The following is a 16,946-nucleotide window of genomic DNA, read 5'->3' on the forward strand; positions in this document are numbered from 1 at the left end:
ACCGATTATTCCAAAATCTGTGTCACCTGTCCTGCACCTACGGTTCTGCCACCTTCACGGATAGCGAAACGTAATCCTACGTTAATAGCAACAGGATAGATAAGGTCAACAGTGATTGTAACATTATCACCAGGCATAACCATTTCAGTTCCTTCAGGAAGAGTAATCTCACCGGTAATGTCAAGAGTTCTTACATAGAACTGAGGACGATATTTATTGTGGAATGGAGTGTGACGTCCACCTTCTTCTTTCTTAAGAACATAAACCTCTGCCTTGATTTTTGTATGAGGAGTGATTGAACCTGGTTTAGCAAGAACCATACCTCTTTTGATCTCTTTCTTATCAACACCACGAAGCAGAAGACCAACGTTATCACCAGCTTCACCCCTGTCGAGGATCTTACGGAACATTTCAACTCCGGTACATACTGATTTACGTTTTGTTGCGCCAAGGCCGATCAGTTCAAGCTCATCACCTGTAAGAACGACACCAGTCTCGATACGACCAGTTGCAACGGTACCACGTCCTGTGATTGAGAACACGTCTTCAACCGGCATAAGGAATGGTTTTTCGTTTTCACGTGGAGGAATTGGAATAAATGAATCTACTGCATCCATCAGTTCCATTACTTTTTCTTCCCATTTTGCTTCACCGTTCATAGCGCCAAGAGCTGAACCACGGATAACCGGTGCATTGTCGCCATCAAATTTGTAGAAGCTGAGGAGTTCACGTACTTCCATCTCAACGAGATCAAGAAGTTCGAGGTCGTCAACCATATCTACTTTATTCATAAATACCAACACAGTAGGTACGTTAACCTGGTGTGCAAGCAGGATGTGTTCACGTGTCTGAGGCATCGGACCATCATCAGCAGCAACAACAAGAATAGCACCGTCCATCTGGGCAGCACCTGTAACCATGTTCTTGATATAGTCAGCGTGGCCAGGGCAGTCAACGTGTGCATAGTGACGGTTGGCTGTCTGATACTCAACGTGAGCGGTGTTAATAGTTATACCTCTTTCTTTTTCTTCAGGGGCATTATCAATTGAGTCAAAATCTCTGATAGCAGAGAGACCCTTTTTGGCAAGGACCATAGTGATCGCTGCCGTCAAAGTGGTCTTACCATGGTCTACGTGACCAATTGTACCAATATTTACGTGCGGTTTCGACCTGTCAAATTTTTCTTTTGCCATAACTCCAAGCGTATTAAATTAAGTTTATTCTATAGTCAATTATATCTGTTTCAAAATCATTTTCTTCTGTTGAGCCGGAGGGGGGAATTGAACCCCCGACCCCTTCCTTACCAAGGAAGTGCTCTACCCCTGAGCTACTCTGGCCTCAAAAAATGAGCGGGAGACGGTACTCGAAACCGCGACCCTTAGCTTGGAAGGCTAATGCTCTACCAACTGAGCTACTCCCGCTTATATCGTCCAAAGAGCCCCGTAACTTCTTCCATTATATTAAAGTATACGGTAAAAATCTGTTTTAAGTGGGGAGAGCAGGATTCGAACCTACGAAGGCATTCGCCAGCAGATTTACAGTCTGCCCCAGTTGGCCGCTTTGGTATCTCCCCCCTATATAAACAGAGTCTTACTCCTAAGACACACATTTACAAATCTTTCAAGAGCCGATGAAGGGATTCGAACCCCCGACCTGCAGATTACAAATCAGCTGCTCTGACCAACTGAGCTACATCGGCAATTTAAAGAACGCCCCGCGAGTGCATAATCCACCCTTAAAAAACGGTTTGCAAATGTATGAATTTAAATTTTATTTATCAAAATAAATATGTATATTTTTATAAATAGAATTTTCAGACACCTCTCTTCTTCTGCTTATGCTTGGTAATCTGCTTTTTGAGAGCCTCTATAGCTTCATCTGTTGATTCTTCAAAAGTCTTGGTTTGCTTCTTTGCAAATAAGGGCCCACCCGGTAACTCCAGCTTTATTTCGCTAATTTTGTTCTCCCTCTCCTGATCTTTATCAAGCCTGAGAAAAACCTCGGCATTAACAATATCGTCACTAAACTGGGTGAGTTTATCCAGTTTCTGATGAACAAAGTCGGTTAGCTTTTTGTCGGCATCAAACCGAACTGAATGAATCTGAATGTTCATAGTAGTACCTCCTTATTGATTGGTTAATATTTAGGCTCGGGGGTGAGCCTGTTTGTATATTTTTTTTAATTTTTCAAATGTATTGTGGGTATATATCTGCGTCGCCGATAAATTGGCATGTCCAAGCAGTTCTTTTATAGAATTCAGATCAGCTCCGCGGTTTAGCATGTGGGTCGCAAAGGTATGACGCAAAATATGAGGACTCTTCTTTTCAATCGTAGTCACCATTGCAAGATATGTATTTACTATAGTATAAACATATTTATCATACAACTTGTTTCCCTTATCCGTGACAAAAAACCAATCTCCCTCAGGATCAACTGTTTTTTCATCCCTTAATTTAATATATTCTTGCAGCCGCACATTAAATGATTTGACAAGAGGTATGATCCTTTGCTTATTCCTTTTCCCCGTTACCTTAACAGTTCCTTCTGAAAGATCAATATCGCTATTCCTCAGTCCAATCAGTTCTGCCCTTCTCATTCCGGTCATATACAGCATCTCAATTATTGTCCGGTTTCTTACACCGGCAAAACCATCACCGAATGCCTTGACATCAAGCAGATCACCCATGGCAGCCTCCTCAACAAATACGGGAAGAGTTTTTTTCCGTTTCGGAAGAACTACTTTTTCGAGGGGATCAGTTTTCAGGACACCTTCTTTTCTCAGATAACGATAAAATACCCTTAAACAGGATATTTTTCTGTGAACGCTTACAGTGGTGTAGTTATTATCGAGCATGCTGACTATCCATGCCCTTATGTCGTGTGAGGTAACTGTTACCGGATCTTCAGGAAGCCCATTCTCCGACAGGAAGGAATGAAACTGATCCAGATCATTCATATATGACCTGACAGTATGCGGCGAGTACCGCTTTTCAGTCTGTAAATATTGTAAGAACGATTCCTTAAGGCTCATGAAGGAACCTCCATACATATTATGTTAAATAAAGAGATACCGGGAAACGAACTATTCTTCGCTTTCCTGCATCTTCTGAACGTACATTGCCTTCTTGATTTCTTCTCTCCGGCGTACTGAGGGCTTAACAAAAGCCTGACGTGAACGTAATTCGCGGATCACTCCCGTCTTTTCAAATTTTCTTTTGAACTTCTTTAAAGCTCTTTCGATGTTTTCGCCTTCTTTTAATGGTACAATGATCATAATTGAAAATTCAGTTTTTAAACGAGGCGCAAAGTTAGAAATAGAAAAACTCTTTTCAAAACAATTATGGATTAAAATTAATCATGATGGTTAGTTTTTAATATTTGGAAACTACTTTGTGATCAGTTTAATCATTTAAGAATAACTTAAAAATACGAAATTTTATGACTGAAACCAAATAAAACTTGTAAAATCGGAGTTGTTACGAGTGAAATGCCAATCAATTGCAGAAACTGCTCCCCCTTACAAGGGGGCTGGGGGGATGTCCCGGAATAATACAAAACTTAATCCATATTATTATTCCTCAGTTTACTCTCCTCAATTTCAATAATTACTCCTTCCAGAGCCCTTAACACATCATTCATATTCCTATTTATATCAATATTCTTAAACCTAATGAATCTTACACCTAAACGTTCGAGTACCCTCTGCCTGCTAATGTCATATTCAATTTTATTTTCATGACTACTTCCATCAACTTCGATTGCTAAATTTAGTTCATGGCAATAAAAATCAACTATATAGCCATCAATAGGTACCTGGCGATGAAATTCATATCCAAGAGATTTGCGCCGAATCTTGCTCCATAATAAAACTTCAGAATAAGTAGCGTTATTTCTCAATTTTCTGGCTCTCCTTCTTAATTCCGGATTGTATCTGATGAGTTTGTTTCGCATATCCTGATGTTTTATTTAATACAGTTATTCCGTCAAATGAAACACTAGCCTGTCCTTTAACAATTGCTGATCATCAGCATGTCTGACATCCCCCATACTAACATAAATCACTATTCATCATCATACTCAACATCCCCCCTGCCCCCCTTGGGAAGGGGGAGGACATGCTAGAAGATCAGATATGGCCTGACTTTAGACACTTTCTCAACTGGGATTAATTTATTATCAGTAAGGTTGTTAATACCATTTATCCTGCCATTTAGTTCCCTGTACTTCAATATGGCAGTTACTTCGTATTTCTCAAAATATGGCAATCTTGAAAGATCTTTGTATGTTGCTTCATTAATATTTATTTTGTTAACATCCGATGAATCAGCATATACCCTTCCCTGAATAAGCTCAAACGTCTCTGCTGACAATCCGTATACTTCTTTTAGCTGATCCACAGAAGCAAATCCGCCTAAAAGATTTCTGTATTTGATTATTCTGACGGATAAAACCGGACCAATGCCCGGGAGAGATATAAGTTGTGAGGTATCGCAGGAGTTCAGATTAACAACAGGTCTCTTCTGGTAAACAGGTTTTCTATATGCATTATTTGGAGCAACATATTCAGGTCTGCCTGATGTTTTTGACTTCTCTTCCTTTAAACTGGCGGCAGCTTTTCTTTCTTCATTATATAATATACTATCTGAAAGATCCTTAATCTCAAGATTCTTTTCAGGGACAGTATATCTGAGTCCCAGTATCAGAAACGCAATTATCATCAAAATAAAGGTTGACCTTCTTTCCCTCCGGGTATAGCCAAACCAGTTCCTGATTGGTTCAATGTTTAACTTCATTTTTTACAAAAATGCAATGAGACTATTGCAAGGTATGAAATTCTGTGATAATATATATTAGTGTGGAATAAAAAACTGGAATGTGGCAATTATCAGAACGGATAACCAATTCCAAATACAACCGTGAAGTCCCTGAGATTAGTTATATCATTAGGTTTCAGAGTATAAGGCCTGTTAAAAAGTATCCATTTTGAACCATCTGTAATAGTCGGATCTCTCAGCTTCATACCTACATCTATTCTGGCAATAACAAATTTCAGATCAAACCTGAATCCGGTACCAGTGCCGACAGCAATATCCTTATAAAAACTTTTCAATAGAAATTGTGTCCCCATTTGTTCCTTGTCCTCATTGATCGACCAGATATTACCTGCATCAATAAACACTGCTCCTTCAAGGATCCAGAAGAGTTTAAAACGGTATTCGGCATTAGCCTCAATTTTTATGTCAGAGGTCTGGTTGCGGAGGGAAGTATTTGAGATATATGATCCCGGACCAAGTGTTCTGGCCTGCCATGCCCTTATTCCGTTTGCCCCTCCACCAAAATACTGTTTTTCAAATGGCATGGCTGAAGAATTACCATAAGGCATTCCGACACCAACAAATCCACGGTAAGCTACCGAACTGGCATCGTTCAGTTTATAATTATATCTTAGATCTATATCAGTTCTTACATACTGGGCAAAGGGTAATCCTAAAATATTATAGGCTCCATTTGTCTTAGTTCCGCCCGAAATTTTTCCTAGAATAGACGTCATATTTCCGGCTGTCTCGGCATTTATTCTGAGGAACCAGTAATCACGCTTTTTCTGAATCTGTTGATTGTTAAAGATAAATGAATAACTTCCTCCAATAATCATTACATCTTCATAACTTTTTAGCTGAATTGCGGATAATCCTGCCTCAAAAACTGGATCAATCGAGTCAAGGGCATTTACAAGATTAAATTGCAGTGGGTTTACAATATGTTGTTGATATCTGCCTGCCTTCCAGTTATAACCAAATGTAGCAGTAGCAATTGTACGTGTGTACCAGGGCATCGACTGGTAATTATATGCAGCAAGTAATTTTGTTGATGGATTATTTTTCTTTATAAATCCATCAGTTTTGATGAATGGCAGAAGAAATTTGGGGAACTGGAGACTTGTCTCAACACCATATTCCTGAATACTCTGAAGTTTTCCGCTATCAGGTCTGAGTGCTTCATATGCTCCTTTGAGCTTCATACTGAACAACTCAGCACCATGAAACAGATTCTTATGCTGATAAATTAAGTTTACGGCACCTCCGAAATATCCCTGCGAGTTTGTACCTTCAAGTTCAATCTTATATGATTGCTGGGTAAGCAGAGTCAGCAGAATAGAACAGTTAAGCATTACAGGGCTTGCCTGTTGATCCGCACCTCCTTCTATCTCATTATAATTTATATTTACGAGCCTGTAGACATTTAGCGACAAAAGGTGCGACTGGCTTTGTTCAGCATTTGTCAGATTGTAAAGTTCTCCGGGTTTCAGGTACAATGCCTGAAGGATCAGATCGTACTTTATTTCCTGCTTCAAACCTGATGTAACAAAGTAATAACCTTTGTATTCAGTTGTATCAACAGTGCTCAGATATTCATCACCCCTCTCAAGTGCTTCTTTCGGAACATAATCGGGATATATATAAATATTCTTAACCGCGTAAATTGCATGAGGAGTTGTTGTGATTCTGTTCAAATTATCAACCCTTGTTGCATTCCTTACTACATAATGAATATCAACCTGTCTGTTTCCGATAGTACTATCGACTCTGAAGACTATGTGATCTCCTGAAAAACCGTAAAACCCCCTCTCTCTTATAAACCGTTCAAAGCGCTTCTGCTCAGCCTGGAGAACATCAACATCATAGGGTTTACCCCGTTCTATCAGACAGTTTACTGAATCGAAGTAACAGAATTTCTGAATATTGCTATCAGCTATCTCGTAGATGAGGTTACGAATAGTATAGGGTGTTGTAAGCTCAACATTGTAAGTGACTTCTGATCTTCGGTCACTGGTTTCTATGGTGTCCGTTACCTTTCCATCGAAAAAGCCTTTGGAGGCGACATATGACTGAATCTGATTTTTTGTCCTTTCTGTTGCACTGATATCAAAAATTGCAGGTTCCTCCCCTATTTCCCTTAACCAGGAATGAGGCCACTTTTCCTTATTTATGTTTGAAAGGTTATATAATCCCAGGTAAAACCTTGAACCAAAAATCCTCTTATTTGGTTTCTGCCTGATGTATGGTTCCAGATTTGCCTTCTTTACTCCGTCATTATTTACAACAATTGTGTTTTTATCAAGAAGAGTATCTCCTTCCGGAACATATTTTGTTGGATTACATGATGTTACAGCCAATAAAATAAGTATATACGGAAGAAATGATCTTAACAGTGAATAAAGATTATATTTTTGATATTTTCCCAAAATCTGTATAGCGGTATGTTACGCAAATATATCAATAATAATAAGCTCATCCCTGATCCTTTATCACCCTGTTGCAAAAAAAAAGTTATTTTTGTCGGGTATGATAAGTAAAAACAGAGCAAAATTCATTGTTTCTCTTCAGAAAAAGAAAGTAAGAGATGATGAGAGGTTGTTTATTATTGAAGGCGATAAGCTAGTAAGGGAGTTTATGGCCTCAGGAATTCGTATGCATTCGCTGATAGCCAAACCTGAATTTATAAGCTCCATTTCTGGTGAACATCTGAGTAATGTTGCAGAGGTTGATGATGTGAGTTATGAGGAACTTAAGTCAGTCAGTACTCTCAAGACACCTCACAATGCTCTGGCAATTATACCAATGCCTGACAAGGTCCTGAATGTAAATGAGGTCTTTAATGATATTTGTGTTGCTCTCGATTTTGTGCAGGATCCGGGAAATCTTGGTACAATTATCAGAGCGGCAGCGTGGTTTGGGATAAAAAATATTATTTGTTCGCCAGATTGTGTGGATGTTTATAACCCAAAGGTTATACAGGCAAGCATGGGTGCCCTGTTACATGTAAATGTTTTCTATTCTGATCTGAAAATATTTCTGGCGGCTTTTGAAAAAGAGAATATTTCTGTATTCGGGACACTACTTGAGGGAGAATCTATTTACAGTCATAGGCTTGCAAATAAAGGCATTATCCTTCTTGGAAACGAATCAAAAGGTATTTCTGCAGATCTTTTGCCATACATTACAGAAAAAATAATGATTCCCAAATTCAGTATGGGAAAACACGGGATTGATTCACTGAATGTAGGTATGGCTGCTTCGGTAGTATTCTCTGAATTTGCCCGCAGGTCAGGTGGTTTGAGCTAAGACAGCAATAGCCTCAGCAGCTCTCATACCATCTATAGCAGAAGATACAATTCCACCGGCGTAGCCTGATCCTTCTCCGCAGGGGTATAATCCTGAAATTCTTATATGATTCATTTTCTCCGGATCTCTGGGAATTCTGACAGGAGAAGAGGTCCTCGATTCCACACCCAGAACAACAGCTTCATTGGTAAGGTAACCGTTCATCATATGTCCGAACAACCGGAATCCGTCACGCAGCCTGCGGCCTATAGACTTGGGCAGCCAGCTGTGCAGTGGTGAAGATGTGATGCCTGGGAAATAGGAAACCTTTGGCAAAGTACCGGAAGACTCACCTGCAACAAAATCTGCGAGCCGCTGAGCCGGAGCATGCTGTGTATGCCCTCCATTCTGCCATGCATCGCGTTCAAGTTCTTTCTGAAACTCAATGCCGGCCAGAACTCCTGAACTGCTGTATTTGGCAAAATCCTCAGTTTTTATTTCGACAACTATTCCTGAATTGGCATATGGGGAATTTCTTCCGGATGGAGACATTCCGTTAACAACAACCTCTTCCTGCGAGGTAGCGGATGGGACAATAAAACCACCAGGACACATACAGAATGAATAGACTCCCCTTCCGTCTACCTGTTTGGCAAGATTATACGAAGCAGCCGGAAGAAACTCCCCTCTGCTGTTACCATGGTACTGAATTTTGTCGATTAGCTCCTGAGGATGCTCAACCCTTACCCCCATTGCAAAGGGTTTCATCTCCAGGTCTATTCCCCTGTTGCGGCAAATCTCATAAATGTCCCTGGCCGAGTGACCGGTGGCGAGTATAACAAAATCGGATGTATATTTCGCGTTATCAGATGTTATAACACCCTTGATCTTATCACCTTCCAGAATGAAATCAGTTACCTTTTTTTCAAGAATGAACTGTCCGCCGGCTTCAACTATTGACTTTCGTATATTAGAAATAATACCGGGAAGTTTATCTGTACCAAGATGAGGATGAGCCTCATACATTATGTTTTCGTTTGCGCCATGAAAACACAGCAGTTCCTGGACTCTTGTATTATCACCTCTTTTTTTGGAGCGTGTATAGAGCTTGCCGTCGGAATATGTTCCTGCACCACCCTCACCGAAACAATAATTACTATCAGGATTCACCAGCTGTTCACGGCTGATTTTGGCTATATCTATCTTACGTGAGGAGACATCGCGGCCTCTTTCAAGTATTACCGGACGAAGTCCCAGTTCAATCAGGCGGAGAGCAGCAAATAGTCCTGCGGGACCAGCTCCGACAATTATTACTTCTTTTGCAGAAGTTACATTCTTTGGAAGAAAAGGGACTAAAAACGGGCTGACAGTATCATTGCCTGAAATCAGTTCAACTGTAAGGTTAACTCGAATATTTTTTTTTCTGGCATCAACAGATCTCTTGATAATTCTCAGAGCTGAAATCTCTTTCTGATCTAATCCTGCAAGGGATGCTGCAATTTTCTTTACTGCTGCTTCATCCGCAGCAGCAGATGGAACCAGATTTATCTGAACCTGTTTTATCATTATTATTATTCAAAATGAAATGAAAGAACCCAAATCTGTGACTTCATCTTTTCAATAGCATAATAGTATTCCTCATGTCCGGGAGCAGCTTCTTTTACCAGGACATCGCCGAATCCGTTTGACATTTTTAATTCAATTGAAAGTTTGAAGTAGGTAAGATAGAAATCCATTCCGGCGCCCAGTTCATAGTATAGATCAGGCCGTTTTAATCTGAGATAGACCTCCTTTTTCGGATCATCCTCAAATTCCTTCTTGCCGGCAAGATCATAACGATAATTCAGTCCGGTGATAACATATGGCCTGACATTATTCATCCGGTCGCCTTTAAATTTTAGCAGAAGAGGAAATTCAAGGAATGATGATTCAAGTTTCTGCGGAGTGAGAATCAGTTCTCCATCTTTGTAATACCTGATTACCCTTTGTCCGAATGAGACACCGGGAAGAAACCTTAAATCCAGATATTTTGCAGGCCTGAGATCTGTTACTATCTGGATATTTATACCAGGATTTAAAATACTTACCTCAGGATAAATGTTGGTGGCATCTATAAAAGCTTTTGAAGGAGTTATGTTAAGATCCATTGCATTAAATCCAAGGCAGAATCCAAAATGAAGGACTTTTTCATCATACCACGATTCGTTCTTAGGTTTCTGCTTCTGTCCGTAAGAATTAAGACATAACAGCATAAGACCACTGACTAATACGCTATATAAGTATATTTTTTTCAACGCTTCAACTTCTTCAACTTTTCAACCACTTTTTCAATGAATACAAGATAGTAAACTGCTTCAAATTACAATTATTGTATCGATTTTTTGATTCCGGTATAAATACTTGCAATACCTCCTGTAAGCTTAATCTGCTTCGTCTCAGAAAAACCTGCCTGAGACAGCAAACTTAGGAAGGCCTCATTATCGGGAAATTTCATAACTGAATCCGGAAGGTAGTTATATGCAGCTTTATCTTTTGAAAATATCCTGCCAAAAAATGGCAGGATATTCCTGAAGTAAAAACTATAAACAGATCTGAATGGAAATCCTGAAGGTTTCGAAAACTCCAAAACCATTATTAATCCGTTATTCCTGAGTACTCTCTTCATTTCTGAAAGCCCAATAATCGGATGCGAGAAGTTCCTTACACCAAAAGCAACCATGGCAACATCAAATTTATTGTCTTCGAACGGTATCTTTTCTGAATCAGCATGAATAAGTTCTATTCTTTCTGATAGTCCTTTCCGTGCGACCTTCTGCCGGCCAATCTCAAGCATATTGGCAGATATATCAATACCTGTAATTTTAACCGGATTAAGTCTGACTGAAGCAATTGCAAGATCTGCTGTTCCTGTAGCAACATCGAGAATCACAGGATTTTTCTGATGTTTTGAGATTACCCTGATGGCTCTTTTTCTCCATAACCGGTCAATGTTGAAAGACAGAAAGTGATTCAGAAAATCATATCTCCATGCAATGGAATTAAACATGGTTTCAACCGCAGCTTTCTTATCTTCCATAAATAAAATAAAGCGCAAAGATAGGATTAAAATTAATTTCTACTTTTATACTCACATTTTTCAAGCTTAATAAGATGAACAGCATAATTATGGTCACAGGTGCAACCGCCGGCTTTGGTAAAGCCATTGCACTCAGATTTGCCAGACACGGATATAACATTATAATTACAGGGCGACGGAAAGAGCGACTCGATGAGCTTGAAAAAGAACTTCTCTCAGCAGGCAATATCAAAGTACTCTCTCTGAACTTTGATGTAAGGAAGCAGACTGATGTTTCAACAGTTATTGACACTTTACCTGCTGAGTGGAAGAACATTGACATTCTTGTAAACAATGCCGGCCTGGCAGTTGGAATGTCACATATAGATAAAGGTACTATCGACGACTGGGAGAGGATGATCGATACAAATATAAAAGGGCTTCTTTATGTAACCAGGGCTGTTTCTCCGCTAATGGTTGAACGGAACACCGGACATATTTTCAATATCGGTTCTATTGCCGGACTTGAGGCCTATGAAAACGGTAATGTTTACTGTGCTACAAAAGCTGCAGTAACTGCACTGTCGAGATCAATGAGGATTGACCTGTTAAAACATAATATTAAGGTAACAAATATTGCTCCGGGAATGGCTGACACTGAGTTTTCTATTGTTCGCTTCAAAGGCGACAAAGAAAAAGCAGACGCAGTCTATACAGGTATTGACGCCCTTACAGCTGATGATATAGCTGATGTAATATATTATTGTGCAACTCTGCCTGCTCATGTTTGTATTAATGAACTTGTCATTACTCCAACGCAGCAGGCAAGTGTTATGCATAATAACAGACGATAACTAAAAGCGTTGAGCGTAAAGCGAAGAGCGTAGAGCGTAAAGCGTAGAGCGAAGAACTATAGAGCGTAAAGCGTAGAGCGTAAAGCGTAGAGCGTAGAGCGTAAAGAACATAGAGATGAGTAAGATTGAAAGTTACAAGGATTTAATAGTCTATCAGAAAGCATATAAGCTGGCTATGGAAATATTTGAATTTTCAAAGGGATTTCCAAAAGAGGAAAAGTTTTCATTGACGGATCAGATAAGAAGATCTTCCAGATCCGTTACATCGAATATTGCAGAAGCATGGGCAAAGCGTCGTTATGAGAAATCTTTTATCAGCAAGCTTACTGATTCACTTGGTGAGGAATTTGAAACAGAGGTTTGGATTGATTATTGTAAAGACTGTGGATATCTCCAGAAAGATATCCATGAAGAACTTATTAAGGAATATCTTGAAGTAAAGAAAATTCTTGTATCCATGATCAATAATCATTACAAGTGGTGTATGTAGTATTCTTTGCGCTATACGCTATACGCTCTACGCTATACGCTTTACGCTTTACGCTCTACGCTCTACCCCTCCTATGTTTCTACTAACTAAATTTCTTGCTCCATAAACCCCTGATCCTTCAATACCTGCAACAGGACCTTTGAGAAATGGATATTATCGGCTTTTTTATACCTGACATCGGCAAATACCTGAGCCAGAGTCTCTTTATTGTTCTCATTTACAAACTGTTGCGAATCCGGTCTGTTCTCCTTCTCCTTGTAGAACCTCACAATATCACTTTCTGAATAATCGCTGTAAACCTCGTTATGGATTACAGCTTCCAGAGGCAATCTGTCAACTTGTTCAGGGATCTCCGAAGGCCAGCCAAGTGTAAGTGTTGTGACCGGAACAACTCCTTTTGGCAGCTTAAGCACTTCAATCAGCTTATGCGCCATATAAGTTGTTGTACCAAGGTAACAAATACCCAATCCTTTCGATTCAGCTGCAATTGAGACAGTCTGTGCAACGAGAAGGGCATCTATAGCAGCTGTAATAAATGACAGGAAATTATCATAGCCCGGCTCAGCTTTCCTCAGTTTACACCATTTATTAAACCTGTTAAAATCTGCACAGAATGTAAGTACAACCGGTGCCTCAATAATCATCTTCTGATTAAAATGGAGCGGAGAGAGATCCTTCTTCCGTTCAATATCTCTTGTTACGATTATGCTGTATAGCTGCATATTTCCGGTGGTAGAGGACCTGCAACCCATGGCAAGTATTTCATTCAGAAGCGCATCACTTACAATTTCTGATGAATATTTTCTTATTGTACGGCGGTTGAGTAATAAGTCTGAAATTTCTTTCATTTTGATATGTTGTATAATATGTCACAAAGTAAGCAAATTCAGAAGGAATCTGAAGATTATATGAGAAGGTTTTTCTTACCTTAGCCTGACTCTTAAAAATCAAAACTATAAACAAATATAACTATGAAAAAAAACCTTTTCGTTACGTTTATTCTAGGATTCCTGCTGATTACATGTCCGGGAATGGCTCAGAAAAAAAAGGAGACAACCAAAGAGCCTGAGAAAAAAGAAGCTGGATTAACTTCTTCTACTTTTGGAGGCTTATCTTTCAGAAGTATAGGGCCGGCCTGGTGCTCGGGAAGAATCTCTGACTTTGCCGTGAATCCTTTAAATCATTCAGAAATATATGTTGGAGTTTCAGCCGGTAATATATGGAAGACCACAAACAACGGCACAACATGGTCGCCAATTTTTGACAAATACGGCGCATATGCAATAGGATGCCTCAAGATGGATCCGGAAAATCCGTCTGTGATCTGGGCCGGCACTGGTGAAAACACACATCAGCGCCAGCTAGGTTATGGTGACGGTATTTACAAATCTGAAGACGGAGGTGCCAGCTGGAAAAATATGGGTCTCAAGGAATCAAGACAGATCGGCATGATTGAGATTGATCCGCGAAACACCGATATTGTATATGTTGCAGCTGAAGGTTCCATCTGGGCACCTGGTGGTGAACGTGGTCTTTATAAAACAACTGATGGCGGAAAAACCTGGACCAAAGTACTTGATGTAAGTGAAAATACAGGTATAAACAATGTTGTAATGGATCCAAGAAATCCGGATATACTCTATGCAACTTCCGAACAGAGAAGACGCCATATATATACCAAAATAGGCGGCGGGCCGGAATCTGCTGTCTATAAATCAAAGGATGCGGGAAAAACATGGGACAAAATTATGAGTGGTTTGCCATCGGGTCATATAGGCGGAATGGGAATTGCAATTTCACCTGTCAATCCTGACGTGATTTACCTGATCATGGAAGCAGCCGGCGAATCAAGCGGATTTTACAGAACAACAAACCGTGGAGCTTCGTGGGAAAAGATGAGTTCATACGCATCGAGCGGACAATATTATAATGAGATCTATTGTGATCCAAAGGATGTCGACAAAGTTTATAGCATGGAGACAACTTCGAAGGTTACACTTGATGGAGGAAAGACATGGAATAATGTTGGCAACAACGGACGGCATGTTGATGATCACGCATTATGGATAGATCCTTCCGACACAAAACATCTATATATAGGCGGCGATGGTGGTGTTTACGAGACCTTTGATGAAGGCAAGAATTTCATATTCAAATCGAACCTTCCTGTAACACAATTCTACAGGGTTGCAGTTGACAACGCCTTCCCTTTCTATAATGTTTATGGCGGCACCCAGGATAATAACTCAATGGGCGGTCCATCAAGAAATATAAACAGAGACGGAGTTGTGAATGCTGACTGGAAAGTGACTGTAGGAGGTGATGGATTCTGGGTAGCAATCGATCCTGTTGATGAAAACATTGTATACACTGAATCTCAGTACGGAAACGCTGCTCTATGGGATAAGAAAAGTGAAGAATCGGTCAGCATCAGACCTGTTCCGCGTAAAGGAGAAAAAACTTACCGCTGGTTCTGGGATACCCCTATCGTAATAAGTCCTCACCAGAGAGAAAGAATCTACATGGCTGCCAACAAGGTATTCAGAAGCGACAACCGCGGAAGAAGCTGGGAAGTAATTTCAGAAGATATAACAAGGAATGAAGACAGAAACCAGTTTAAGGTAATGGGTAAATACTGGAGCGTTGATGCAGTAGCTAAAGATGTTTCAACGTCATTATGGGGATTAGTGGTAGCCCTGGCGGAATCAAAGGTTAAAAAAGATCTACTCTATGCAGGAACTGATGATGGTGTAATTGCTGTTACTGAAGATGGAGGAAAGAACTGGACAAGAGTGACTACGTTCCCCGGAATTCCGGAATATACTTTTGTGAGCGATATCCTGCCCGATAAATTCAACGAAAATATTGTCTATGCTTCATTCAATAACATGATGAGTGACGATTTTAAACCTTATATACTCAAGAGTTCCGACAAAGGAAAAACATGGACAGCCATTACAAATAAGCTTCCTGCAAATGGAACAATTCATGCAATAGAACAGGACAATGTTAATCCTAACCTGCTCTTTGCAGGATCTGAATTTGGATTCTATTTCTCTGTAGATGGCGGAAATGAATGGATTGAATTCAAATCAGGATTGCCAACAATAGCCGTTAGAGATATAGCACTTCAGGAACGTGAAAGTGACCTGGTTCTCGGCACTTTTGGCAGAGGATTTTATGTACTGGATGATTATACACCGATTCGCAATTACAAAAAAGAGATCCTTGATAAAGACGGATATATCTTCCCTGTAAGTGATGCCAAAATGTATATACAATCAAGTGGTTTTGACAATCAGGGATCTACCTATTTCAAGTCTCCAAATCCTGAATTCGGTGCAACTTTTACATATTTCGTAAAGGAAGTTCCAAAAACTGCCAAAGCCATCAGACAGGAAAAAGAGAAAGCTCTGTTTGAAAAAGGGGAGCCTATTCCGCAACCTTCAATCGCAGAACTTGATGCTGAATCAAAAGAGACAAAACCCTATCTCATATTTACCATAACGGATGAGAGCAATAACATTGTAAAACGCATCTACAAATCAGCTTCAAAAGGAGTCAGCAGAACAACATGGAACTTTACGTATGAGAGTAATTCACCCGTTACAACAACTAAATTCGAGCCTGTTCCAACAGGTGGAGGAAGAAGGGGCGGCGGAGGCATTCAGGCAATGCCGGGAACATATAAAGTTTCTATGTCACTGGTGGCCAAGGGGGAAACAAAAGAACTCTCAGGACCAGTTCCCTTTGTATGCAAACCCCTAAACCTTGCTACATTCACTGCAACGGACCTGAAAGGAAAGTATGCATGGATTAAGGAAGCATCTGAATTTTCGAGAACCATGTACGGCACAATCAGCTATACCGGGGAACTTACAAACAAAGTAAATGCAATGATGCAGGCAATTCATCAGACACCTTCTGCACCTGCAGGTTTGATGAAAGAGGCAGAGAGAATAAATAAGGAGTTAAACGATATTCAGTTCATCTTCAGTGGTCCTCAGGCTAAGGCAAGCCAGGAAGAGATTCCACCTGTTGATATGGCGCTTTCTGACAGGCTGAGTGAAATGGCAAATGCCAGCTATGGAACAAGTGGTGATATCAGTATCATTGCAAAAGAACAGCTCGACATACTAAAGGCTGAATTTCCGCCAATTCTGGCCAGGGTGAAAAAGGCCGGTGATGACCTGCTGAAACTTGACAAAGAGCTTGACGCTGTTAAAGCACCATGGACACCAGGCAGAGTACCTGCTCTTTAGTTGAAAAGCAGGAATAAGTAATCTTGCTTTTTTGAATAAACTTTTTTATACTTGTTAAGGAAATAAAAGTCGGAAGACGGAAGACAGAAGACGGAAGTAAAAAACCAGTTTCTTCTGTCTCCGGTCTCCGGTCTTCGGTCTTCTAACCGATTAAAATACATTCATATTAGAAACGTTAAAATA

The 16,946-nt window shown here is 40.1% G+C and carries 15 protein-coding genes and 4 tRNA genes; 4 read left to right on the plus strand and 15 right to left on the minus strand.

The window, feature by feature from the left end; genetic code table 11:
- Positions 1–5: 5 nt before the first annotated feature.
- The 11 genes from tuf to IPJ16_03340 form a co-directional block, all read right to left on the minus strand.
- On the minus strand, positions 6–1,193 hold the full coding sequence (gene tuf / locus IPJ16_03290; GenBank protein ID MBK7626218.1) for an elongation factor Tu: 1,188 nt from the start codon (positions 1,191–1,193) through the stop codon (positions 6–8).
- Positions 1,194–1,265: 72 nt separating this feature from the next.
- Positions 1,266–1,337 (minus strand) — tRNA-Thr (locus tag IPJ16_03295).
- An 11-nt stretch (positions 1,338–1,348) separates the two neighbouring features.
- A tRNA-Gly gene (locus IPJ16_03300) sits at positions 1,349–1,421 on the minus strand.
- 69 nt (positions 1,422–1,490) lie between these two features.
- A tRNA-Tyr gene (locus IPJ16_03305) sits at positions 1,491–1,573 on the minus strand.
- 52 nt (positions 1,574–1,625) lie between these two features.
- Positions 1,626–1,699 (minus strand) — tRNA-Thr (locus IPJ16_03310).
- A 114-nt stretch (positions 1,700–1,813) separates the two neighbouring features.
- Positions 1,814–2,113: a ribosome-associated translation inhibitor RaiA gene (gene raiA / locus IPJ16_03315; GenBank protein MBK7626219.1), complete on the minus strand. Its 300-nt coding sequence runs from the start codon at positions 2,111–2,113 to the stop codon at positions 1,814–1,816.
- Between the two features lie 30 nt (positions 2,114–2,143).
- A complete protein-coding gene (locus IPJ16_03320) occupies positions 2,144–3,031 on the minus strand; it encodes a tyrosine-type recombinase/integrase (protein MBK7626220.1) in 888 nt (295 codons plus the stop codon).
- A gap of 51 nt (positions 3,032–3,082) precedes the next feature.
- Positions 3,083–3,274 carry a 30S ribosomal protein S21 gene (locus tag IPJ16_03325; protein MBK7626221.1) on the minus strand — a complete coding sequence of 64 codons (192 nt, stop codon included), beginning with the start codon at positions 3,272–3,274 and terminating at the stop codon, positions 3,083–3,085.
- Positions 3,275–3,558: 284 nt separating this feature from the next.
- Complete coding sequence (locus IPJ16_03330) at positions 3,559–3,951, minus strand: endonuclease domain-containing protein (GenBank protein MBK7626222.1); 393 nt, start codon at positions 3,949–3,951, stop codon at positions 3,559–3,561.
- A 167-nt stretch (positions 3,952–4,118) separates the two neighbouring features.
- Positions 4,119–4,793: a helix-hairpin-helix domain-containing protein gene (locus IPJ16_03335; GenBank protein ID MBK7626223.1), complete on the minus strand. Its 675-nt coding sequence runs from the start codon at positions 4,791–4,793 to the stop codon at positions 4,119–4,121.
- 92 nt (positions 4,794–4,885) lie between these two features.
- Positions 4,886–7,174 (minus strand): BamA/TamA family outer membrane protein, encoded by a 2,289-nt coding sequence (locus IPJ16_03340; protein MBK7626224.1) that lies wholly within the window; start codon positions 7,172–7,174, stop codon positions 4,886–4,888.
- 169 nt (positions 7,175–7,343) lie between these two features.
- Between IPJ16_03340 and IPJ16_03345 the strand changes: the two genes are divergently transcribed.
- The gene (locus IPJ16_03345) at positions 7,344–8,123 is read left to right on the plus strand and encodes an RNA methyltransferase (protein MBK7626225.1); all 780 of its coding nucleotides are present in this window, start codon (positions 7,344–7,346) and stop codon (positions 8,121–8,123) included.
- Here the strand turns inward: IPJ16_03345 and IPJ16_03350 are convergent.
- The 3 genes from IPJ16_03350 to ubiE form a co-directional block, all read right to left on the minus strand.
- Positions 8,106–9,668: an NAD(P)/FAD-dependent oxidoreductase gene (locus tag IPJ16_03350; protein ID MBK7626226.1), complete on the minus strand. Its 1,563-nt coding sequence runs from the start codon at positions 9,666–9,668 to the stop codon at positions 8,106–8,108. The two genes, IPJ16_03345 and IPJ16_03350, sit on opposite strands and share 18 nt — an antisense overlap.
- 5 nt (positions 9,669–9,673) lie before the next feature.
- The gene (locus IPJ16_03355) at positions 9,674–10,354 is read right to left on the minus strand and encodes a PorT family protein (protein ID MBK7626227.1); all 681 of its coding nucleotides are present in this window, start codon (positions 10,352–10,354) and stop codon (positions 9,674–9,676) included.
- 113 nt (positions 10,355–10,467) lie between these two features.
- Positions 10,468–11,178: a bifunctional demethylmenaquinone methyltransferase/2-methoxy-6-polyprenyl-1,4-benzoquinol methylase UbiE gene (gene ubiE, locus IPJ16_03360; protein MBK7626228.1), complete on the minus strand. Its 711-nt coding sequence runs from the start codon at positions 11,176–11,178 to the stop codon at positions 10,468–10,470.
- Positions 11,179–11,252: 74 nt separating this feature from the next.
- Here ubiE and IPJ16_03365 point away from each other — a divergent pair, with 74 nt between their 5' ends.
- Both IPJ16_03365 and IPJ16_03370 read left to right on the plus strand, forming a co-directional pair.
- Positions 11,253–12,011: an SDR family NAD(P)-dependent oxidoreductase gene (locus IPJ16_03365; protein ID MBK7626229.1), complete on the plus strand. Its 759-nt coding sequence runs from the start codon at positions 11,253–11,255 to the stop codon at positions 12,009–12,011.
- Between the two features lie 115 nt (positions 12,012–12,126).
- Positions 12,127–12,501: a four helix bundle protein gene (locus IPJ16_03370; protein ID MBK7626230.1), complete on the plus strand. Its 375-nt coding sequence runs from the start codon at positions 12,127–12,129 to the stop codon at positions 12,499–12,501.
- 86 nt (positions 12,502–12,587) lie between these two features.
- Here the strand turns inward: IPJ16_03370 and IPJ16_03375 are convergent, their stop codons facing one another.
- The gene (locus tag IPJ16_03375; GenBank protein MBK7626231.1) at positions 12,588–13,349 is read right to left on the minus strand and encodes a nitroreductase family protein; all 762 of its coding nucleotides are present in this window, start codon (positions 13,347–13,349) and stop codon (positions 12,588–12,590) included.
- Between the two features lie 123 nt (positions 13,350–13,472).
- Here IPJ16_03375 and IPJ16_03380 point away from each other — a divergent pair, with 123 nt between their 5' ends.
- The gene (locus IPJ16_03380; protein MBK7626232.1) at positions 13,473–16,763 is read left to right on the plus strand and encodes a glycosyl hydrolase; all 3,291 of its coding nucleotides are present in this window, start codon (positions 13,473–13,475) and stop codon (positions 16,761–16,763) included.
- Positions 16,764–16,946 lie beyond the last annotated feature (183 nt).

The sequence above is a fragment of the Bacteroidales bacterium genome (assembly GCA_016709865.1).
Taxonomy (GTDB): Bacteria; Bacteroidota; Bacteroidia; order Bacteroidales; family VadinHA17; genus LD21.